A 19,539-nucleotide genomic window follows, 5' to 3' on the forward strand; every position below is an offset into this window, starting at 1 on the left:
GATATAAGAATTCATCCCATGTCTACTTGATTTGGTTACTATTGATCATTGGAGGATTTAACTTTGAATGAACTACAGTTTATTTGTGACCGTAAAAATGTAATTCAAGGAAGATTCAAAAGTCACGATAAAATCTATTCATGGTATTTGCCATATAACATACAAGAACAAATTCATATTGGTGATGTTGAAATAATTGATACAAAAGGAAATAGAAATAAAATTACAGTAATAGGATTAGGATATGAAAAGGATGCCAAAATGAGATGTAAAACTTTTCCATATTTTAGAGGAATAGCCAGTTGGCAAATTCAACATATTTGTAGACGCTTGAAATGTTTAGGATATGAATATTCTCGTGAAAGACACTTTAAAGGCTTAACTAATGATGACAGTACTAGACTTGCCGTCGATATAGTGTTTTATCTGCAAGGACATGTCTGTGCAATTGAGTATAATGGCGTTCATCATTATTATGAGTAAGGTGCAAGGTATACAAAATTTGAAAAAAATGGTGTTATCAAAATAATGTACCTCTATTGGAGATCCCCTTTTGGTGGCAAAATAATTTGGATGACATGTTAAATAGCTTTATAAAGAGTGTCATTCTTTATAAAAACTTTTAAATCGTGAATTTTCAATTCTTTGGTGGGTAAGGGTGGATACCTAGTAAACACATTTAATTAAATTAATTGATTAACAAACACCGTAATTTGCAGGTTTATCTAATATTGTTGGTTATCTCGTGTTGAGAATATTAAAAAAGAGATACAAATCAGGATTTTAAGAATCTTGAATTTGTATCTCTTTTAATTTGCAGGTTAATATTTTTAAGTTAAATGGTTATGCCTTGAATCGCGTTATCATATGTCCAAGACAATAAATTATCCATTTCATTTGTAAGATAGTATTGACTGATCAATTTATTCCATTCAGGCCACAAGTCGAGTGGAACATTGATTAAACCAGCACCATTGTCAATCATTAGTTTATTGGCTACCAAGGTGGCAGTGCGTTTATTACCGTCCCAGAATAATTGGCCACGCATATTGTGATACATCAAACGGAGTGCTTTTTCAGTAACAGAATAATTGTCGTTTAATAACTCATTAAGGAATTGTTCTTCATTGTTATCATCAACCGGATCAGGGATAAAGTCTGCATCAGAACCAATGTTAACTCCACCTTGGCCAGTTCTAAATTCTCCCGGTATCAAGGCGTCATCTTTTGCCACAATAGCATTTATCTTTTTTTCGAATTTAATATCAAGTGACGCATTACTTTCAGTGATAAATTGCCAACCAAGTTTAATCTGAACAATAGTATTAATATCATCAATATTGACACCATCAACGCCCAATCCATCCATAATAGTTTGGGTCTGCGGAAGGGTGGTATTAATTCCTTCAAAACGAGCGTTGGTATGGACTAAACGAGTAAAGTTCATTCTAGAAAATCGGCGATTTTGATCTTTAGTCAGGTGATATTTGTCTTTTAAATTCATGTATATACCTACCATTAAATTTTTCGTATATATAAATTAATTCTATTTATAAAATATATTCTTGATTATTCTACTTTTCCTTAAGCAAAGTACTTAGTAGCAATAGTCTTATAAATCTCAATATACTTTAGATAATCATCTTCAAAGACAAATTCGTTAATTTGGTGAGCTGATTCATTACCGGGACCAGCAACAACAACATCCAAATCGTGGTTAGCTTGAACAAACTTCGAAGCATCAGTTCCACCAGGAGCACCAACGGTCAAAATATTAACGCCGAGAACGTCTTTGTAACTCTCTTTAACAAGCTTGATAAAGTCAGAATTGATGTCAGTTTTAACAGGCCAGTTACTGCTCAAAAGTTTAAATTCCAAACTCATTTTGGGATTCTCTTGGTTAAGTTTATCAATCATATTCTTGAATACAACAATGATTTTATCATTGTTGTATTCAGGGATGGTTCTGATCTTGACGGTCATATCAGCGTAATCAGGAATTGTATTTTCTTGTTTACCACCATTTAGGATCGTAACTGAAGGTTTGGTTGTACCCAAAATATCATCTTCTGTTTTAACTAAATCAGTAAAGTATTCGTTTTGCTTATTATAGTAGGCAATCAAATTATCTAGAGCATTGATACCAACCTCAGGCATTGAACTGTGGGCAGCCTTACCACGTGAAATAACTTTGTAAGTGACGGAACCTTTGTGGGCACAAAAAGCGGCCATACGGGTTTCAGGGGTTACACCATTAGTTTCAATCAAACCAGCTTTGATCAATTGTTGCATAACTAAACTTGATGATGAATTACTTGGTTCACCAACGACAATAGCTTTTAAGTCGTCAACATAACCATCTTCAGCTAATTTTTGAGAACCAATTTCACCGACTTCTTCACCAACAGTCGCGATGAATTTGATATTACCTTTGAAATTAGGATCTTCATTCAATTCAATCAAGGCAATAGCAAGTCCAGCGAGACCGCTCTTCATATCAGATGATCCACGACCAAAGATTTTACCATCTATATGTTTAGGATTAAAGGGACCATAATTCCATTTACTATCATCAACAGTGGGGACTACATCTTCATGTCCCGTGAATCCTAAGATAGGTCCATCATTATGTTTGATAGTTGCAATTAAGTTATATCTCTTATCAGCGTATTTATTTAAGTCAGCTTTAATACCATTTTTTTCAAAAAGTGTTTTTAAGTAGTTAGCAACTTTTTCCTCATCGCCATTAACAGTTTCTAATTTAAGTAAGTCATCTAAAATACTTAGTCTTTGTGCTTTGTCCATTTCTGTATCCCTCCAAGATAATGTATAATATCCTTAATAAATAATTCACTCTTTATTTTAGTATTCTTTCTTTAAAATTAATAATAAAAGGTCGTGCATAATGAATTTATTAATGAAATTGGATCGTTGGTTAGGTATTCTGTTGTTGGTCGTGGCTGTTTTAGGATTTGTTTTTAAATGGTTTAGTCAGGGTAATCTTATTTCGGCTGCTGTGGCTGGGGGAGTATTGTTATTAATTTCAGCTACCGCTGACATTGATAAACCGAACAAATAAAAAAGGATAACTCAATTGAGTTATCCTTAGCTTTTAGGTTAGATTAGTTAACTTTTCGACGTCCCTCAGGAGTATATTTACCACGTTGGTGTTTCTTATATAGATAGTAGATTCCACCGATAATTGCTGCGATGAAAACTAGTGGCAAAATAATGTGGATAAAGAATGAGAATAAGATTAGGGCGATGAAAAATCCTAAAATGTATTTCCAAATGTTGTTCATTTAGTTCTCCTTTTCTATTTGTGACTTAAATTCTATTCATATTTACTATAAAGTCAAGTCAAATGTACTTTGGTTGACTTTATTCAAAAACCTGTTAATATAACAGTTGTCGCTACCTCTAAGAAATACGGAACATAAAGGAGGCGTGAATAATATGAAATACAGAATTTTGTTAGATCTTAAGGATCAATTATTCACAGCAGTTGATATCAATAATAGTAACAACTATGGCAACGGTACAACCATTGAAAAAGCTGTCGCTAATTTGAAAAATAAAGCTGCATAATAAAAATGATTACTCCAGTGATTTCTCGTCACTGGAGTTTTTTTGTACCCAAATTTATTCAGGTTTATCGACTGCAAAATCGCCAAAGGTAGCATTAACAGCCCGTGCTAAGTCATGTGGCTCAATTAAGAGAGATTGACCAACTTTTCCAGCAGAAACGATGATCTTTTCAGCCTCATCAGCTTCCTTAGAGAAATAGATAGGATAATTATGCAGTGATCTAATTCCAACTGGACTATTAGCACCGTGTTCAAAGCCACTGGTTTTAACTAAGTCTTTCAGAGGAACCATACCAACTTTTTTATTACCCGAGATTTTGGCTAGTTCCTTATAGCTCAGATGTTTATCTAATGGAAGCATTCCAACCAAAGGACCAGTTTTATTACCAGTTAAAACTAATGTTTTATAAATCTTATAGCCATCACGACTGTTATCATCCGTAACTAGCTCCTGAGTATCGCCGTCAGTTTCGGTTGCGAAAGTCATACCTTCATAACTAATTTTTTCTTTGTCTAATATTTTTTCGACAAGTGTTTTTTGAATTTTTTTCTTTTTACTCAATTTTGTCACCCAATCTCTAATACTTAATACTTACTTAGTATATAATAACAAAGCCAATGGTTTTTAAAAGCATTGAACCATCAGCGATTGAAAATTATTTTTGTTATATAAGTATATTTATTAGGAAATGTTATATAATAACTAACGCTACAACAGGATAAGGAGTGACTAGACATGAGTTTATTTAGAAGACACCAGGAAGATCCTGCCGATAATGATTTTATTAAAATTTCTCAAGAAATTAAGAATGATCCCAAAAAATTATCTGAGGCTCAACGATTATTTAAAAATAATGAATCTTTAAGAAAAAAGGCGTTTGATAAGAAAGAACAATCTGATAATAATTAGATTGTTCTTTTTTTGCCATTATCATTATATAAAACTAATACTTTTAATAATTATTATCGTATGGTATGATTTTAAAAAGAAATGAGGTGGGGCATTATGAAGCCAGAAAAGAATAAGTATCTAGTTTTAGAAACTAATGTTCTATTAGAAAGTTTTTTAACTTATCGGGAAGTATTCACGGAATACTTTAAGACGATGAAGGTGATTGAACGTGGAGAGGCACTGCGTTATGAAACATATTCTCGCTTGACTGATAATTATATGTCTAATATTCATCGATTTATTAAAGTTTGTGATTCGTATATCACTAAATATCACTTTGAGGAAACCGTGATGGCTGAAAGTTTGAATAAATACTTTGTTGTTTTGATCGATGCTATCAACTGTTTGGATATTGATAGTGATTCAATTGACCACTTGAGCTTAGAGCAATCAAAAGCCAAAATTAAAAGCAGTGAAGTTGAATTTATGAATACAATTAATTTTTTAGTTAAATAAAGACGGTAACGTCTTTTTTTTATACACTTTTTCTAGTAATCTTAATAATAATGGAGGAACGCCTATGCTTTGGAAAAAAATAACGGTCGCAATCCCAAACGATTTCGATCCTGAAATCATTTCGGACATCTTTATGCGTGTTGGTGCACAAGGAACTGAAATGGTTGACGATGAAGATAATAGTGTTAAAACAAAAATTAATTCTTATTTTGACAAGAATAACTATAACGAAAAGATTCTCAAGGACCTACAAACACAACTAAATACTCTACCTGATTTTGGTTTTGATATTACTGGTGTGGAAATATCCAGTAGTGAAATAGATGATAGTAGCTGGGAAAATGAATGGAAACAATATTATCATCCAGTTAAAATTAGTCGTTATCTAACAGTGGTTCCCAATTGGGTCGATTATCAGCCAAAGTATTCTGATGAACATATAATTGTAATGGATCCGGGTAAATCCTTTGGTACTGGAACTCATCCAACAACGTATTCATGTATGCAGGCTTTGGAATTGATTTTGGGTGATGCTAAGTCACTTTATGATGTTGGAACCGGTTCAGGGATATTGTCAATTCAAGCACGTCAATTGGGTGTGCAAGATATTAAAGCTTATGATCTTGATCCAGAAGCCGTCCGAGCAGCTAAAGAGAACATTGCTTTGAATCCTGGATGTGAAGATATTGAAGTTTTTGAAAATTCATTATTAGACGGTGTTGATGGTAAAGTTGACGTTATTGTGGCAAATATTTTGGCCGATGTGATTTTACAATTTATACCGGACATTGATCGTCACTTGAATGCTAATGGTTTTGTAGTATTATCAGGAATTATTAATGAAAAAGAAGCATTAATTACCGAAAAAATGGCTAAGATTGGATTTGTAGTCTTAGAAGCCTTCCATTTGAAAGGTTGGTCAACATTAATCTGTAGAAGAAAAGAAGAATACGAGGCCGAAGATGGAGCAATACTTCGTTAAAGAGACAATTAATAGTAATAATTATCAAATAACTGATCCAGAAACTTTCAAGCATGTGGCAAAGGTATTACGTCATAAGACTGGTGATGTGATCTATCTAGTTGATACAACTGAGAGTTTATTTGCGGCAACTATCAAGAATGTCGATCAAGAACAAAATTTGATTGAAACTGAACTTGAAAAAATGACCACCGCCAGTTCAGAAATGCCAGTTGATGTGACAGTGGCTTGTTCATTATCCAAAAAAGATAAAATCGAATGGATTACACAAAAGTCAACTGAACTAGGTGCTAAAAAGATAATTTTCTTTGATTCCAAGTATTCAATTATGAATTGGAAAAAGAATGTCGTTGAAAAAAAGTTACTACGTTTACAGGAAATTGCTAAAAATGCAGCTCAACAATCCAAACGACGCATTATTCCTGAAGTCATTTACATCGACAGTTTGCAAAAATTAATTGATTATAAAGCTGAATCAAGTTTAGTAGCATATGAAGAATCGGCTAAACAGGGTGAAATTAGTTTGTTAGCTCAAACGCTGGCTAAAACTCCTAAGTCAGTTCTATGTGCGTTTGGACCAGAAGGTGGATTTGCTCCAGAGGAGATTGATTTCTTGAATCAAAATGACTTTTTGTCAGTTGGTTTAGGACCACGGATCATGCGGGCAGAAACAGCACCCATGTACTTCCTATCAGTGCTATCATATAAGTACGAACTAACTGTAAAATGAGGAACAAATCGTGAAAAACATTTGGAAAAAAGTTGAAAAATCAAAAACAACTTACATTGCTTTAATCTCAATTATTTTGGTGTTCATTATGCCAATTTTGTTTAATCTTTTTCATTTAGGAAGAACTAACCGAATCATTTGGTTATTTTTTATTATCAATATCTTATTTGCCAGTTTTATTGGCTGGTTTTCAAGAAAATATGGTCTGTCGTTTTACAATTTAGTTATTTTTCCGGTCATATTTGTTATCAGCGTGTTTGTTAAATATGGTCGTTATGGATACTTTTTAGCTGGAATCTATTTGGTTTTAAGTATTTTAATATATTTTTTGTTTGAAAAAGAAGAATAATTGTACATTTTGCGATAAAGCAATCATAATAATATGTAAAATAAAAGCACTCAATGAGTGCTTTTTATTGTAACGGGGTGAATATTTCATGAAGAAAATTAAAGATTATACGCCTGAGGAAGTTTTAGACATTTGTCGGGGCTATATGAATGAAGAACATGTCGAGTTCGTTAATAAGTCTTATAATTTCGCAGCTTATGTTCATAAGGAACAAAAGCGTGCTACTGGTGAACCTTATATTATTCACCCAATTCAAGTAGCTCAAATTTTGGCATCCTTACATATGGATCCTTATACAGTAGCAGCAGGGTATTTACACGATGTTGTGGAAGATACTAATGTTACTTTAGGGGATGTTAGAGAACTTTTTGGTGATCAAGTTGCAACGATTGTTGATGGCGTAACTAAGATTAGCAAGTATAAGTATAATTCCCATCAAGAACTTTTGGCTGAAAATCACCGGAAGATGCTTTTAGCAACAGCTAAAGATTTACGAGTTATTATGGTTAAATTAGCGGATCGCTTACACAATATGCGAACTTTAAAGGCACTTCGTCCTGATAAACAACGTCGAATCGCTAATGAAACTTTGGAAATTTATGCACCATTAGCAGACCGTCTAGGTATCAGTAAGATTAAATGGGAACTAGAAGATCTATCGTTACATTACATTAATCCCCAACAATACTATCGAATCGTACATTTGATGAATAGTAAACGTGATCAACGTGAGGCCTATATTACTGAGGCTATCGATTATATCAAAACCAGTGTTGACGCTTTAGGAATTAAGTATGATATTTATGGTCGTCCTAAGCATATTTATTCAATTTATAAGAAGATGCGTGATAAACATAAGCAATTTTCTGAATTATATGATCTATTAGCTATTCGGATCGTAGTAGATTCAGTTAAAGATTGTTATGCCGTTTTGGGTTCAATTCACTCCAAGTGGAAGCCAATTCCTGGACGTTTTAAGGATTATATTGCTGTTCCTAAGGCCAATGGGTACCAATCATTGCATACGACTATTATGGGTCCCGGTGGTCAACCACTAGAAGTTCAAATCAGAACTTTTGAAATGCACCAAGTTGCTGAATATGGTGTTGCAGCTCACTGGGCTTATAAAGAAGGTAATTTCGAAGGCGTTCACCTGGATAATGATGAACAGAAAATCGATGTTTTCCGTGAAATATTAGAGCTTCAGGAAAATTCTGACAACGCAGCTGATTTTATGAAATCTGTTAAAGGTGAGATTTTTAATGATCGGGTTTATGTCTTCACTCCTGAAGGTGAAGTTATTGAATTGCCTAAGGGTGCGGTTACGTTGGACTTCGCCTATCAAGTGCATACTGAAGTTGGTAATCACTCTGTTGGTGCTAAAATCAGTGGTCGTATGGTACCTTTGAATTATCAGTTGAAGAATGGCGATATCGTAGAGATGTTGACGAACTCTAATTCATCACCAAGTCGTGACTGGGTCAATGTCGTTTACACAGCTCGAGCTAAGAACAAAATCAAACGTTATTTCCGAACCAAAGATCGTGAAGAAAATATTGTGCTTGGTCGAGAATCAATTGAAAACGAATTAAAAAATCGTTCAATTTCTAGTAAAAAATATCTTGATAAAAAACATCTTGAATTAGCAATGAAGATTTTTAACTATACTGAACCAGATGAATTATTTAATGCTGTTGGTTATGGCGAACTTTCACCGATTAATGTGGTTCACAAGTTACTTAGTGAAGATCCTGATCGTAAGAAGCAAGCTGAGAAAAAAGAGCTTGAAGAGCAAGTTATTACTAATACTGATGAGAAGACAACTCAGTCACAAGCTGACAGTCCTAAACTCAAAAAGGAACGTAATAATGCTAATACCAGTATTTCTGTTCAGGGAATTGATAATCTACTGATTCGCTTGGCTAAATGTTGTAATCCGATTCCTGGGGATGAAATTGTAGGTTATATCACTAAAGGACGTGGTTTGACGATTCACCGGGCTGATTGTCCAAATGTTCAAAGTGAAGAAGCCAAGAAACGTTTCATTGATGTTAATTGGGATAATGTTACCAAAGAGAAGCGTTATACAGCTGATTTGGATGTCTATGCCTTTAATCGTAATGGTTTGATCAATGAAGTTTTACAAGTGATCAATTCAAATACCAATACATTGAATAATGTAATTGGTCGCCTGGATAAAGATAAAATGGCGATCATTCATGTCAGTATTGGAGTTAACAATAAAGAACATTTGGATAATATTATTTCAAAATTGAAAAATATTCAAAATGTTTATGAAATTAAGAGGACGGTAGCTTAGATGAAAGTTGTTATACAACGAGTGTCTGAAGCTAAGGTTACCGTGGACAATAAAATCCTTGGTCAAATTGATCAGGGATTTTGTTTGTTGGTAGCTTTTGCGGATGAAGACACGGAAGAAACACTTGAATATATGGTCCGAAAAATTTCTAATATGAGAATTTTTTCGGATGCTGACGATAAAATGAATTTATCAATTAAAGATGTGAGTGGACAAATCCTATCAATTTCGCAATTTACATTGTATGCTGATACTAAGCATGGTAATCGACCAAGTTTTACTGGAGCTGGAAATTTTGAAGCTTCTAGTAAAAAGTATGATCATTTTAATGATCTGTTACGTGCCAATGATTTGACAGTTGAAACTGGTGAATTTGGAGCTGATATGCAAGTATCACTGACCAATGATGGACCAGTAACTATTTTGATGGAGCGATAATAATGAAAAGTATTGTATGGGACTTCGATGACACGATTGCCAATAGTTATCCCGGGATCGTTTCGGCTACACAAAGATCTTTACGAGAGAACTTTGATATCAGTTTGTCGAAGGACACGATTTTTAAGGAATCAAAAAAAACCTCAGTTAGAAAATTTGTAACTGATTTATTAAAAGATGAAGATGATACAGCCCAAGCAGTCAAACTTTTTTATACGACATATTTTCGTTATGAAAAGGAATATCACGATAAAATAACACTGATTCCCCATATTAAAAATGTTTTGAAATATTGTGATGACGAGCACGATATGCAATTTATTGTGACGCATCGGGATCAGTCAATTTTTGACTTGGCTAAATCGTTGGGAATTGAACCTTTCTTTAAGGAAATCGTCAGTGTTGCTGATGGATATAAACGGAAACCAGATTCTAATATGTTGGATTATTTGATGGCTAAATATGATCTTAAAAAAGAAGATCTTTGGGTTATCGGTGATCGTCAGATTGATGTTGATTTTGGTAGAAGTGTTGGTGCTAATACGATTTTATTGAATTCAGCTAAGGTTGATTTTGATTATGATCATAAAGTCAGTGATTTACTTGAGATTGAAAAAATAATTTAATGGATGAAAACATGGATAATAAACTTGAAAGATTAACTTACGACCAAATTGTGGCAATTCATTTGGCAATTGAAGAGAATGAAGAAATTACTTTTAGTGAAAAACGTTTAAAGAGTAATTTAGAATTCTTAAATCAATTTGAAGACCTAGAACTTTATGCAACACATTTTCTTTGTACAATGATCTGTGATGACATTTTTGAAAAATACAATGTTGAAACAACAATTGCGGCATTGGATTTCTTTTTAAGACACAATGGTTATTGTTTGGACTTAGAAAAAGATGTCGATAAGACAACTATTTTAGGTTTGATCAAAACAATCAAGGCTGCCGATGGTTTGAAGAAAGATGATTTGAAGAATATTCAAGGCATCTTAGCAACCTGCATTCATCCGCTTACGGAAGATATTGAGTAACGAAAGAATTTTTAACAATTGATTTAGTTATTTGAAGGATATTGTTTTCCAAAGATAGAAAAAAATCACACTACATTATTGTTTATGAACCCTCAATTAAGGAGGCTTCTACCAATAGTATGGTGTGATTTTTTGATTGGAATAACAAAGTATATTGGCTCAGCATTAAACTATTCTTAGTAGTTTAATGGTTGGTTCTTTTGAAATCAGTACGATATTTTTTCCATTCGCCATGTTCCATTAGAAAAGATTCACCAGTCTGCATATTGCGAACTTTATAAACACTAGAGAGTAAATAAAGATCGACAAGTGAGGCAACCAAAAAGAGTACGCCAATACCATGAATCATCAAGGTCACTAAACCAATCAATAATTCGATAAATTGTCGTTTGTTGTAGGTTCTAAATAATTTGGGTAGAGTTCCATCTTCATTCCAAACTTCACGGGCCGTTTTTTTGGTTAATAGTGGTTGAAAGTTATGCATAATAAATATCCTTCTGGTTTTTAATTAAGCATATTATAGCAAAGATATATCTCAAGCTTGCACTCAGTCATAATCAATTTGATAAATACCACAATAAGGAATCTGAGTTTTAAGATTAAGACCTACCATTTGACGAATGACTTGACCATGAGTAACACAACCGATACAGCTATATTTATTTTTATATTTATCGAGCACCGATTCAACTCGGTTAATTATATCTTGTGGTGTTTCATAATCAAAACCAGAATTATGGGTACCGTGAACATAATCATTATAAGCGCTCTTAACTTGTTGATAGCCTTCCAATTTGCGCCCAGTCTTGTCAGGTCGCCACTCATGAAGTAATAACTCAACTTGAGTGGGGACGTCATTATATTTGACAAATTCCATTGCTGTTTCCATAGTCCGGGTATATGGTGATACCAAAAGTAGCTGCATTTTATCAAAAATAGGGCTCTGAGCCACTTTATCAGCTATCTGAATGCCTTTGGTAGTTAGTCTAGTTAAGTCGCGACCATAGCCCACATAGCCAGCCTTATCAACCTGAGTAAAATCTGGTTGAGAATGACGAATTAGGTAAACTTTCATAAAAAGCCTCCTTATGAATAGTTTTACTATACAAAAAACGATCTGAGGGTTCGCTTCACTCTCCCTCGTAACCATATAGTGAAATAAAACATTTATCCAGTTATACTTTCCTTGAAGGTGATCCACAGTTCATCGTATCTTTATTGGTGTTTTTAACCCGTACAAAAAACCGATGGCCTTTAGTCCATGAGATTAACCAATTGTCGCCTTTGTGCACGTATATAAAATTACAACCCTCAATGACTGAAGGTGGATCTCCTAAATATCTATTGGAGGTATTACTTATGGAAGTTGTAGCTGAAAGTGTTGCCGGTATTGATGTTCACCAGAAACAAATCACAGTCACTATTCTTATAGGTACTGAAGATATGAAGAAACCTAAAAAGGTTTCTAAACTATTCGGAACCACTACCCGTATGTTAAAAGAATGCGGAACATGGTTGTCCGAGCACGAAGTGGAACAAGTGCTCATGGAAAGTACTGGTCAATATTGGAGACCTGTATGGCAAATACTTGAATCTTATGGTTTCTGTATGATTCTATGTAACCCAAGGATCACGAAGAATATTCCAGGTAAGAAAACTGATCAAAAAGATTCAGAATGGCTTTCGGAACTGGCCAGATATGGCCTAGTTTCGGCAAGTTACGTGCCACCTCGAGATATTCAAGAAATTCGTGAATCTACTCGTACTCTCAAGAAAATAAAAGAATCCATGACAAGAACCAAGAATGAAATTCACAATATTCTTCAACGCTCTAATATCAAGCTGACCCGTTTTATTAGCGATATATTCAAGGGTTCAGTTCTTAAATTACTCAATATGATTATCAATGGTGAGATTCTTACTCTTGATTCTGTTACGAAACATATGCACGGAAGATTGAAAGCATCACCTGAACAAATATTAGAATCGATGGACGGCGTTTTAAGTCGAAATGACCGTAATTTACTTGTGATCCATATGAAACTATTGGATGGCTATTTAGAATGTGTCGCGGAATTGGACAATCTTATTGGTGGGCAAACGGTAAAATATGCCGAGTTGTGTCACCGTTTAGAAGACGTTCCTGGAATAAGTACGACAACGGCACAGATTGTTATTGCGGAAATCGGCGTAGATGTAAGTCCTTTTCCAGATGTACATCATTTGGCTTCCTGGGCAGGGCTATGCCCTGGAAATTATGAATCCGCCGGCGTGAAACACGGCTCGGCGATACTACACGGAAATGTATATCTCAAACGTGCTCTAGTAACCGCTGCGATGGGTGCCAAAATAACTAAAGAGACAGGACTTAAGGACTATTTCTGGCGATTGAAATCTCGTATGTGTGCCCAAAAGGCATTGATAGCACTAGCACATAAGATGTTAAGGATAATATATTCTCTAATAAAAAGTGGAAAAACTTATCGAGAATATAAAAAAGACCAACGCAAGGCACTTGCGTCGGTCAACTTATAAAGAATATAGCTAGCTAGCAAATACAGTATACAAGATTTTTTCTGTATTTTCGAGTAGCTTTATTTAGTGCTGTTAAAAAATGATTTATTTCATATAAAAGAACCGCTATTTTCAAACAATAGGGGTTCTCTTTTATATTATTTAAAGTAATTCTTTAAACCATTTGTCACATCTTTAGCAACTTGTTGCTTGTAAGTATTAGAGTTGATGTACTTGTAGTCTTCTTTAGAGTTAATATAACCTAACTCAATTAATACTGAAGGTTGACTGTTGTAATGTAAAACATAAAGATCTTTTTGAGCAGTTCCACGATTACCAATGGCTAAACCTTTGAGTTGACTATTCAGACTGTCAGCTAGTTGGCCATCCTTATCTTTATTATAATAATAAGTTGTTACTCCGGATCCAGCGTCAGCTTGGGCACTAGAATCAAAATGAAGACTGATAAAGGCATCTGCCTGTTTTTTACTGGAAAGTCTTGCTCGGTCGCCAAGAGATTGGGAATCATCACCAGAACGAGTTAGAATAACGCGAGCTCCGGTCTGTTCAAGTTGCTGTTTAATGGCTTTAGCATATGCAAGGGTAAAGCTCTTTTCGTAAGTGCTCTGCTTGGACTCGGCTCCAGAGTCGTCACCACCGTGTCCCGGATCAATCACGATCGTGGCCTCAGAGATATTGGTAGCAGCTGACTTGACAGCACTCTTAGTTCCAGAAACAGTAACGACCCAACTAGCAACGTAACCGATGGAACCGTCAGAGTCACGAACTTTGTACCATTTACCATCCTTGCTGAGATAATCGAATTGTTTACCAACCTTAACAGTTTTAATGACTCGTCCATTTTGATCAGGGTCAATTCTCAACTTAGTGTTAGGTTGTGTGACGGTGACAGTTTTAATATCGTTGTCCGAAGTAGTGTTGGAGGTATTAGAAGTAGTGGACGAGCCGGAAGTTTCTTGGGTTCCTTGAATGAAGGCCGATTTGACCCAACCGGCAGTCCCATTATAGAGGATCTGCGTCCAATCTGATTCTTGATACATAATCGTAACTTTTTGAGATTGTTCGATTGTACCTAGAACGTTACTGTTGGCATCAGCGTTTTTGAAAACAGTTGTATTAGGTACTTTGACGATGCCAACTTTATTGGTTGTCGAACTAACATCAGTGTTGTCGATCAACCAGCTGGCGACCCAGCCAATTTTATCTCCAGATAATCTTACTTGATACCATTTGTTTTTCTCAGCCAGGATGGCTAATTTGTCACCTTTTTTTACTTGACCCATGTTAGCGTAAGCTAATCCAGGACCAACACGAACATTTACAGAGTTAGATTCAACAACTACAGCATTGGCACTTGCTAAGGCTACAGTTGACCAACTCGACAAGGCGAGTAATAACAAAATAGCAACAAGAATCCGGTTTTTAATAAAAAATGTAATAATCTTTTTCATTTAACTGATTCCTCTGTTGTCTAATTACTGACATTTCTATATGTATATATTACTTAATAATCACTGAACATGAAAGAATAGAATGTAAATTTTTCAAGAAAACTTGACAATTCACGGGATTTTGATTAATTTATAACTATATTCCAAATCAAATAGAGTTGTTTTACAGAGAATCTGGCGGCTGAGAGCAGATAACAACCATTTGTGTGACGTTTCATTCGTCCGGCAGGCGTTAACTGCAGCAAAAAAACTAGGTGGTACCGTGCAGAATGCACCCTTGTCTTATTTAGACAAGGGTGTTTTTTATTAAGGAGGATTTTATGCGTTATCAAAAACCAAAAGGGACAATGGATATTTTGCCAGGAGATTCTGAGAAATGGCAATATGTTGAATCCATTGCACAAGATACTTTTAACAAGTATCGCTTTTCCGAAATCAGAACACCGATTTTTGAATCATACGATGTCTTTGAAAGATCTTCAGGTGATACATCTGATATTGTTTCAAAGGAAATGTATGACTTCAAAGATAAGGGTGATCGACACATTGCTTTGAGACCTGAGGGAACAGCTGGTGTTGTTCGAGCTTATGTTGAAAATAAACTTTATGGACCAGAACATATCAAACCTTACAAGGTTTGGTACAAGGGACCAATGTTTAGATATGAACGTCCTCAATCAGGTCGTCAACGTCAATTCCATCAAATTGGTCTGGAAGCCTTTGGATCTGATTCTCCTGAATTAGATGCTGAAATTATTTCAGTTGGTTTGGAATTCTTAAATCGTTTAGGGATTAAGAATTTAAAAGTTGCTTTGAATACCTTGGGTGATCCTGAGTCTCGAGCAGCTTATCACCAAGCTTTGGTTGATTACTTTACTCCGTTTAAAGATCAATTAAGTGATGATTCAAAAGTTCGTTTGGAAAAGAACCCGTTGAGAATCCTTGATAGTAAAGATAAGGGTGACAAGGAAATCGTTGCCAATGCACCTTCAATTCTAGATTATCTTAATGATGCTTCACAGAGACGTTTTGACTATCTAAAAGAATTATTAGATGATCTTGATATCAACTATGAAATTGATTCAACAATGGTTCGTGGACTTGATTACTATAACCATACGATTTTTGAATTTATGGTTACTGATCCTGCGTTTGATAACAAAGAAATCACTGTTTTGGCAGGTGGCCGTTACAATGGTTTGGTTGAAGAACTTGGCGGACCAGAAACACCTGGAATTGGTTTTGGACTTGGTGTTGAACGTTTGATGATGTTGTTGAAAGATGAAGATGTTCCTAGCCGAAATGGTTTGGATGTTTATCTAGTAACAATTGGTGAAAAGGCTGAACGAGCTTCAGTTAAAGTTCTTTCTGGATTACGTAGAGCTGGTTTCACTGCGGATAAAGATTATTTACAACGAAAGATTAAAGCACAATTTAAGACCGCTAATAATTTAAATGCTAAATACACGGTAACTATTGGTGATACAGAGTTGGAAAATGATACGGCTAATGTTAAAAACATGGCCACTGGTGAACAAGTCAGCGTATCATTAGAAAACTTAGCTCAAGAATTGAAAAAAATCGAGGGATAAACATGGAAGAAAGAACAGATTATTGTGGCAACATTACTGAAAAGTATGTTGGTCAAAAGATTTCTTTAGACGGTTGGGTTCAACGACGTCGTGATTTAGGTGGATTGATTTTCGTCGATCTTAGAGATTATAAAGGTATCGTTCAATTGGTATTTAATACCGATAACCAAAAGGCACTTGATGCTGCTGAAACATTGCGCTCAGAATATGTTATCAATGTTATTGGTACAGTTAGACTTCGTGGCGAGGGTGCTACTAATGATGATATGACAACTGGTAAAGTTGAAGTTGTTGTTGAAACCGTTGAAGTGCTTAACAAGTCATTGACACCACCATTTGAAATTAAAGATGGTATTGATTCTTCAGAAGAAACTAAGTTAAAGTATCGTTACCTTGATCTACGTAGACCTGAGATGCAAAAAGCTATCAGAACTCGTGCTCAAATCAAGCATTCTGTTAACGAATACTTGTACGAAAATGGTTTTATTGATATCGAAACACCAAACTTAACACCATCAACACCTGAAGGTGCTCGTGATTACCTTGTGCCTTCACGTGTTTATCCTGGACGTTTCTTTGCCCTTCCTCAATCACCACAATTGTTCAAGCAATTGTTGATGGTTGGTGGTTTTGACCGTTACTTCCAATTGGCTCACTGTTTCCGTGATGAAGATCTTCGTGGAGACCGTCAACCAGAATTTACTCAAATTGATATTGAAACAAGTTTTATGAACCAAAAAGAAATTCAAACTGTTACTGAAGGTCTAATTGCCCGTGTTATGAAGGACGAAAAGGGTATCGACGTTAAATTGCCATTCCCAAGAATCGACTGGGATGAATCAATGGCGCGTTATGGTTCCGATAAACCTGATATTCGTTTTGGTATGGAACTCCAAGATTTGAACGAAATCTTCAAAGATACTGAATTTAAAGTCTTTAAGGGTGCTATCGATAACGGTGGTCAAGTTAAAGCTATCCTTGTTAAGGGTGGAGCTGACAAGTATTCAAGAAAGAATATTGAAGCTTACCAAGAATACATCAAACGTTTTGGTGCTAAAGGTCTTGCTTGGACTAAATACAATGACAACGAACTTACTGGTGGTGTTGCCAAATTCATCAAGAATCAAGAAGCTGCTTTAGTTGAAAAACTTGGCCTTGAAAATGATGATCTGTTGCTATTTGTTGCTGCTAATAAGAAGATCGTAGCTGACTCACTAGGTTACTTGAGAAAAGCTATTGCTAAAGAACAACACTTGTATGATCCTAATGGATTTGCCTTCACATGGGTCGTTAACTGGCCATTGTTCGAATATGATGAAGGAATCCAACGTTGGACTGCCGCTCACCATCCATTCACAATGCCTAATGAAGAAGATGTTCACTATCTTGACGATGGTGAAGATCCTCACAAGGCTTATGCTCAAAGTTACGATATCGTCTTGAACGGTTATGAACTTGGTGGTGGATCAATCCGTATTCACGATTACAAGATTCAAGAAAAGATGCTCAAAGCTTTGGACTTCACTAAAGAAAAAGCCTATGAACAATTTGGATTCCTATTAGATGCCTTACAATACGGCTGTCCTCCACATGGTGGTTTGGCTATTGGTTTGGATAGATTTGCAATGTTGCTTTCACAAAAGGACAATATCCGTGACGTGATTGCCTTCCCTAAGAATTCTAATGCCAGTGAACCAATGACACATGCACCACTTGAAGTTTCTGAACAACAATTAGTTGATTTAGGAATTGAAGTAAGTAAAAAAGACTAGGTTCTTTAGGCTTTCGTCGTCCGCACAAATGCTGATTTCTTTATTGTTTTATCAGTGAGAAATGATTTAAATTAAAAACCGTATTAACTGAAAATGAATCAGCTAATACGGTTTTTGTTCCGGGCTAGGTTATAGCTTTTTGACGATTAAAAATGATATAAACTATTTAGGTTTATAAATAAATAGTCCCATATTAATTGGTGTGAATTTAATCCAATTAATATGGGACTATTTTTGTACAAAATTAATCAAGAAATTCTTTGGTTGATGCTATCTCTGCAAAGTTAGCTAATGCTGCAATAAAAGAATTTTGAACATCGGCTGCTTTAGTTGAATGGCCGTTAATTTCTAAATCTTTCGTAGCAGTCGCATCCTGAATTAAAACAGGATTAAATTGTAGTTCCTTACTGGCTCGAGTAGTTGAATCGATACACATGTGGGTCATCATGCCACAAATTACTAACTGTTGAACTTCTAAAGTTTGTAAGGTCATTTCTAAGTTAGTTTGATAAAAACTATTAGGGAAGTGTTTTTCAATGACAAGCGAATCTGATTTATTCATTAATGAGGGATGTAATTCAACTCCAGAGGTGCCATTTTTGAAAAAAGTGGCACTTGCTGAGTATTTGACATGTTGGATATAAATGATCGGTAAATTACGTTCTAAGAAGTATTTTTCTAATTGATTAATTCGTTGTAATGCTATTTCTGGTTGATGGAGTGCAAGTTTTCCATTCGGAAAATAGTCGTTTTGAACATCGATTACTAAAAGGCCTTGTTTCATTAAAATTCCCTACTTTCATTTTTTCTGATTTAATTATAAAAGGGAATACAATAGTTTGAAATAAGCGCGTGAAACAGTTCTGAAGATTTTACTTTCACGATGAAAGGACCGATGATGATAGATCAAATTGACCAACAAATTATTAAATTGCTCCAGAGAAACAGTCGTCTAACTAATAAAGAAATTGGTGAGAGCATTCATTTATCTGGTCAAGCGGTGGGCAATCGCATTAATCGTTTATTGGATGATGATATTATTAGTAACTTTACCATTGCAATTAATTACGATAATACGCAATATATTCGTTTATTTATGAATCAAGCGTCCTTTTCTGCCGTTGAAAAGTTAGTCAACTCTTTTGAAGAGATTACAAGTTTTGACAAAGTTAGTGGTCAGGCTTGCTATCTGATAATTGCTCACTTTACACCTAAACGACTTAATGAATTTATCGAAGTGATTTCCAAATGGGCTCGTTATAGTGTTGAAACGACTTTGATTAACAAATTAGAAAAACATTAAATGTAAATTTAAATTGTGTACAATTTATCA

General features: G+C 34.9%; 24 protein-coding genes. 16 read left to right on the top strand and 8 right to left on the bottom strand.

Annotation, left to right across the window (positions count from 1 at the left end):
* Positions 1-63 precede the first annotated feature (63 nt).
* Entirely contained in the window at positions 64-483 is a 420-nt protein-coding gene (locus IV57_RS01645; RefSeq protein ID WP_057879752.1) for a hypothetical protein, read from the top strand.
* 352 nt (positions 484-835) lie between these two features.
* Here IV57_RS01645 and IV57_RS01650 read toward each other — a convergent pair whose 3' ends face one another.
* Both IV57_RS01650 and IV57_RS01655 read right to left on the bottom strand, forming a co-directional pair.
* Entirely contained in the window at positions 836-1,504 is a 669-nt protein-coding gene (locus tag IV57_RS01650; RefSeq protein WP_057879753.1) for a Fic family protein, read from the bottom strand.
* Positions 1,505-1,584: 80 nt separating this feature from the next.
* Entirely contained in the window at positions 1,585-2,805 is a 1,221-nt protein-coding gene (locus IV57_RS01655; RefSeq protein ID WP_057879754.1) for a M20/M25/M40 family metallo-hydrolase, read from the bottom strand.
* A 100-nt stretch (positions 2,806-2,905) separates the two neighbouring features.
* Between IV57_RS01655 and IV57_RS13095 the strand changes: the two genes are divergently transcribed.
* Positions 2,906-3,079 carry a hypothetical protein gene (locus tag IV57_RS13095; RefSeq protein WP_157051877.1) on the top strand — a complete coding sequence of 58 codons (174 nt, stop codon included), beginning with the start codon at positions 2,906-2,908 and terminating at the stop codon, positions 3,077-3,079.
* 43 nt (positions 3,080-3,122) lie between these two features.
* Here the strand turns inward: IV57_RS13095 and IV57_RS01660 are convergent, their stop codons facing one another.
* Positions 3,123-3,302 (bottom strand): hypothetical protein, encoded by a 180-nt coding sequence (locus IV57_RS01660; RefSeq protein ID WP_057879755.1) that lies wholly within the window; start codon positions 3,300-3,302, stop codon positions 3,123-3,125.
* A 154-nt stretch (positions 3,303-3,456) separates the two neighbouring features.
* Here IV57_RS01660 and IV57_RS13405 point away from each other — a divergent pair, with 154 nt between their 5' ends.
* Entirely contained in the window at positions 3,457-3,588 is a 132-nt protein-coding gene (locus tag IV57_RS13405; RefSeq protein ID WP_269083212.1) for a hypothetical protein, read from the top strand.
* A 54-nt stretch (positions 3,589-3,642) separates the two neighbouring features.
* Here the strand turns inward: IV57_RS13405 and IV57_RS01665 are convergent, their stop codons facing one another.
* Positions 3,643-4,149 carry an aminoacyl-tRNA deacylase gene (locus IV57_RS01665; protein ID WP_157051878.1) on the bottom strand — a complete coding sequence of 169 codons (507 nt, stop codon included), beginning with the start codon at positions 4,147-4,149 and terminating at the stop codon, positions 3,643-3,645.
* Between the two features lie 174 nt (positions 4,150-4,323).
* On the opposite strand from IV57_RS01665, the gene IV57_RS13280 reads away from it, so the two are divergent.
* From IV57_RS13280 to IV57_RS01705, 9 genes are all read left to right on the top strand, one after another.
* Entirely contained in the window at positions 4,324-4,497 is a 174-nt protein-coding gene (locus tag IV57_RS13280; protein ID WP_169790819.1) for a hypothetical protein, read from the top strand.
* 96 nt (positions 4,498-4,593) lie between these two features.
* Entirely contained in the window at positions 4,594-4,995 is a 402-nt protein-coding gene (locus IV57_RS01670) for a hypothetical protein (protein WP_057879757.1), read from the top strand.
* A 64-nt stretch (positions 4,996-5,059) separates the two neighbouring features.
* Positions 5,060-5,977: a 50S ribosomal protein L11 methyltransferase gene (gene prmA, locus IV57_RS01675; protein WP_057879758.1), complete on the top strand. Its 918-nt coding sequence runs from the start codon at positions 5,060-5,062 to the stop codon at positions 5,975-5,977.
* Positions 5,958-6,707: an RsmE family RNA methyltransferase gene (locus IV57_RS01680; RefSeq protein WP_057879759.1), complete on the top strand. Its 750-nt coding sequence runs from the start codon at positions 5,958-5,960 to the stop codon at positions 6,705-6,707. Before prmA ends, IV57_RS01680 begins: the two co-directional genes overlap by 20 nt.
* Before the next feature lie 10 nt (positions 6,708-6,717).
* Positions 6,718-7,056, top strand: a complete 339-nt coding sequence (locus IV57_RS01685) for a hypothetical protein (protein WP_057879760.1) — start codon at positions 6,718-6,720, stop codon at positions 7,054-7,056.
* An 88-nt stretch (positions 7,057-7,144) separates the two neighbouring features.
* Positions 7,145-9,376: a RelA/SpoT family protein gene (locus tag IV57_RS01690; RefSeq protein WP_057879761.1), complete on the top strand. Its 2,232-nt coding sequence runs from the start codon at positions 7,145-7,147 to the stop codon at positions 9,374-9,376.
* Positions 9,377-9,814: a D-aminoacyl-tRNA deacylase gene (gene dtd, locus IV57_RS01695; RefSeq protein WP_057879762.1), complete on the top strand. Its 438-nt coding sequence runs from the start codon at positions 9,377-9,379 to the stop codon at positions 9,812-9,814. It begins immediately after the preceding gene.
* Positions 9,815-9,816: 2 nt separating this feature from the next.
* Positions 9,817-10,440 (top strand): HAD hydrolase-like protein, encoded by a 624-nt coding sequence (locus tag IV57_RS01700; RefSeq protein ID WP_057879763.1) that lies wholly within the window; start codon positions 9,817-9,819, stop codon positions 10,438-10,440.
* A gap of 11 nt (positions 10,441-10,451) precedes the next feature.
* On the top strand, positions 10,452-10,856 hold the full coding sequence (locus tag IV57_RS01705) for a hypothetical protein (protein WP_157051879.1): 405 nt from the start codon (positions 10,452-10,454) through the stop codon (positions 10,854-10,856).
* Between the two features lie 184 nt (positions 10,857-11,040).
* Here the strand turns inward: IV57_RS01705 and IV57_RS01710 are convergent, their stop codons facing one another.
* Both IV57_RS01710 and IV57_RS12925 read right to left on the bottom strand, forming a co-directional pair.
* On the bottom strand, positions 11,041-11,340 hold the full coding sequence (locus tag IV57_RS01710; RefSeq protein ID WP_057879765.1) for a hypothetical protein: 300 nt from the start codon (positions 11,338-11,340) through the stop codon (positions 11,041-11,043).
* Positions 11,341-11,403: 63 nt separating this feature from the next.
* Positions 11,404-11,931: a histidine phosphatase family protein gene (locus IV57_RS12925; RefSeq protein ID WP_083488856.1), complete on the bottom strand. Its 528-nt coding sequence runs from the start codon at positions 11,929-11,931 to the stop codon at positions 11,404-11,406.
* A gap of 284 nt (positions 11,932-12,215) precedes the next feature.
* Between IV57_RS12925 and IV57_RS01720 the strand changes: the two genes are divergently transcribed.
* The gene (locus tag IV57_RS01720) at positions 12,216-13,391 is read left to right on the top strand and encodes an IS110 family RNA-guided transposase (protein ID WP_057879766.1); all 1,176 of its coding nucleotides are present in this window, start codon (positions 12,216-12,218) and stop codon (positions 13,389-13,391) included.
* Between the two features lie 137 nt (positions 13,392-13,528).
* Here the strand turns inward: IV57_RS01720 and IV57_RS01725 are convergent, their stop codons facing one another.
* Positions 13,529-14,842, bottom strand: a complete 1,314-nt coding sequence (locus IV57_RS01725; RefSeq protein WP_057879767.1) for an N-acetylmuramoyl-L-alanine amidase family protein — start codon at positions 14,840-14,842, stop codon at positions 13,529-13,531.
* A 320-nt stretch (positions 14,843-15,162) separates the two neighbouring features.
* Between IV57_RS01725 and hisS the strand changes: the two genes are divergently transcribed.
* Complete coding sequence (hisS, locus tag IV57_RS01730) at positions 15,163-16,434, top strand: histidine--tRNA ligase (RefSeq protein ID WP_057879768.1); 1,272 nt, start codon at positions 15,163-15,165, stop codon at positions 16,432-16,434.
* 2 nt (positions 16,435-16,436) lie between these two features.
* Positions 16,437-18,206 carry an aspartate--tRNA ligase gene (gene aspS, locus IV57_RS01735; RefSeq protein ID WP_057879769.1) on the top strand — a complete coding sequence of 590 codons (1,770 nt, stop codon included), beginning with the start codon at positions 16,437-16,439 and terminating at the stop codon, positions 18,204-18,206.
* Positions 18,207-18,450: 244 nt separating this feature from the next.
* On the opposite strand, the gene IV57_RS01740 is transcribed toward aspS, so the two are convergent.
* Positions 18,451-18,990 carry a cysteine hydrolase family protein gene (locus tag IV57_RS01740; protein ID WP_057879770.1) on the bottom strand — a complete coding sequence of 180 codons (540 nt, stop codon included), beginning with the start codon at positions 18,988-18,990 and terminating at the stop codon, positions 18,451-18,453.
* 111 nt (positions 18,991-19,101) lie between these two features.
* On the opposite strand from IV57_RS01740, the gene IV57_RS01745 reads away from it, so the two are divergent.
* Entirely contained in the window at positions 19,102-19,509 is a 408-nt protein-coding gene (locus IV57_RS01745; protein WP_236704301.1) for an Lrp/AsnC family transcriptional regulator, read from the top strand.
* Positions 19,510-19,539 lie beyond the last annotated feature (30 nt).

Origin of the sequence: Companilactobacillus kimchiensis (assembly GCF_001438805.1) — a bacterium.
GTDB lineage: Bacteria > Bacillota > Bacilli > Lactobacillales > Lactobacillaceae > Companilactobacillus > Companilactobacillus kimchiensis.

Coding starts and splice junctions, on each gene's coding strand:
- IV57_RS01650 (WP_057879753.1), bottom strand. CDS start 1,504: ATGAATTTAAAAGACAAATATCACCTGACTAAAGATCAAAATCGCCGA.
- IV57_RS01655 (WP_057879754.1), bottom strand. CDS start 2,805: ATGGACAAAGCACAAAGACTAAGTATTTTAGATGACTTACTTAAATTA.
- IV57_RS13095 (WP_157051877.1), top strand. CDS start 2,906: ATGAATTTATTAATGAAATTGGATCGTTGGTTAGGTATTCTGTTGTTG.
- IV57_RS01660 (WP_057879755.1), bottom strand. CDS start 3,302: ATGAACAACATTTGGAAATACATTTTAGGATTTTTCATCGCCCTAATC.
- IV57_RS13405 (WP_269083212.1), top strand. CDS start 3,457: ATGAAATACAGAATTTTGTTAGATCTTAAGGATCAATTATTCACAGCA.
- IV57_RS13280 (WP_169790819.1), top strand. CDS start 4,324: ATGAGTTTATTTAGAAGACACCAGGAAGATCCTGCCGATAATGATTTT.
- IV57_RS01670 (WP_057879757.1), top strand. CDS start 4,594: ATGAAGCCAGAAAAGAATAAGTATCTAGTTTTAGAAACTAATGTTCTA.
- prmA (WP_057879758.1), top strand. CDS start 5,060: ATGCTTTGGAAAAAAATAACGGTCGCAATCCCAAACGATTTCGATCCT.
- IV57_RS01680 (WP_057879759.1), top strand. CDS start 5,958: ATGGAGCAATACTTCGTTAAAGAGACAATTAATAGTAATAATTATCAA.
- IV57_RS01690 (WP_057879761.1), top strand. CDS start 7,145: ATGAAGAAAATTAAAGATTATACGCCTGAGGAAGTTTTAGACATTTGT.
- dtd (WP_057879762.1), top strand. CDS start 9,377: ATGAAAGTTGTTATACAACGAGTGTCTGAAGCTAAGGTTACCGTGGAC.
- IV57_RS01700 (WP_057879763.1), top strand. CDS start 9,817: ATGAAAAGTATTGTATGGGACTTCGATGACACGATTGCCAATAGTTAT.
- IV57_RS01705 (WP_157051879.1), top strand. CDS start 10,452: ATGGATAATAAACTTGAAAGATTAACTTACGACCAAATTGTGGCAATT.
- IV57_RS01710 (WP_057879765.1), bottom strand. CDS start 11,340: ATGCATAACTTTCAACCACTATTAACCAAAAAAACGGCCCGTGAAGTT.
- IV57_RS12925 (WP_083488856.1), bottom strand. CDS start 11,931: ATGAAAGTTTACCTAATTCGTCATTCTCAACCAGATTTTACTCAGGTT.
- IV57_RS01720 (WP_057879766.1), top strand. CDS start 12,216: ATGGAAGTTGTAGCTGAAAGTGTTGCCGGTATTGATGTTCACCAGAAA.
- IV57_RS01725 (WP_057879767.1), bottom strand. CDS start 14,842: ATGAAAAAGATTATTACATTTTTTATTAAAAACCGGATTCTTGTTGCT.
- hisS (WP_057879768.1), top strand. CDS start 15,163: ATGCGTTATCAAAAACCAAAAGGGACAATGGATATTTTGCCAGGAGAT.
- aspS (WP_057879769.1), top strand. CDS start 16,437: ATGGAAGAAAGAACAGATTATTGTGGCAACATTACTGAAAAGTATGTT.
- IV57_RS01740 (WP_057879770.1), bottom strand. CDS start 18,990: ATGAAACAAGGCCTTTTAGTAATCGATGTTCAAAACGACTATTTTCCG.
- IV57_RS01745 (WP_236704301.1), top strand. CDS start 19,102: ATGATGATAGATCAAATTGACCAACAAATTATTAAATTGCTCCAGAGA.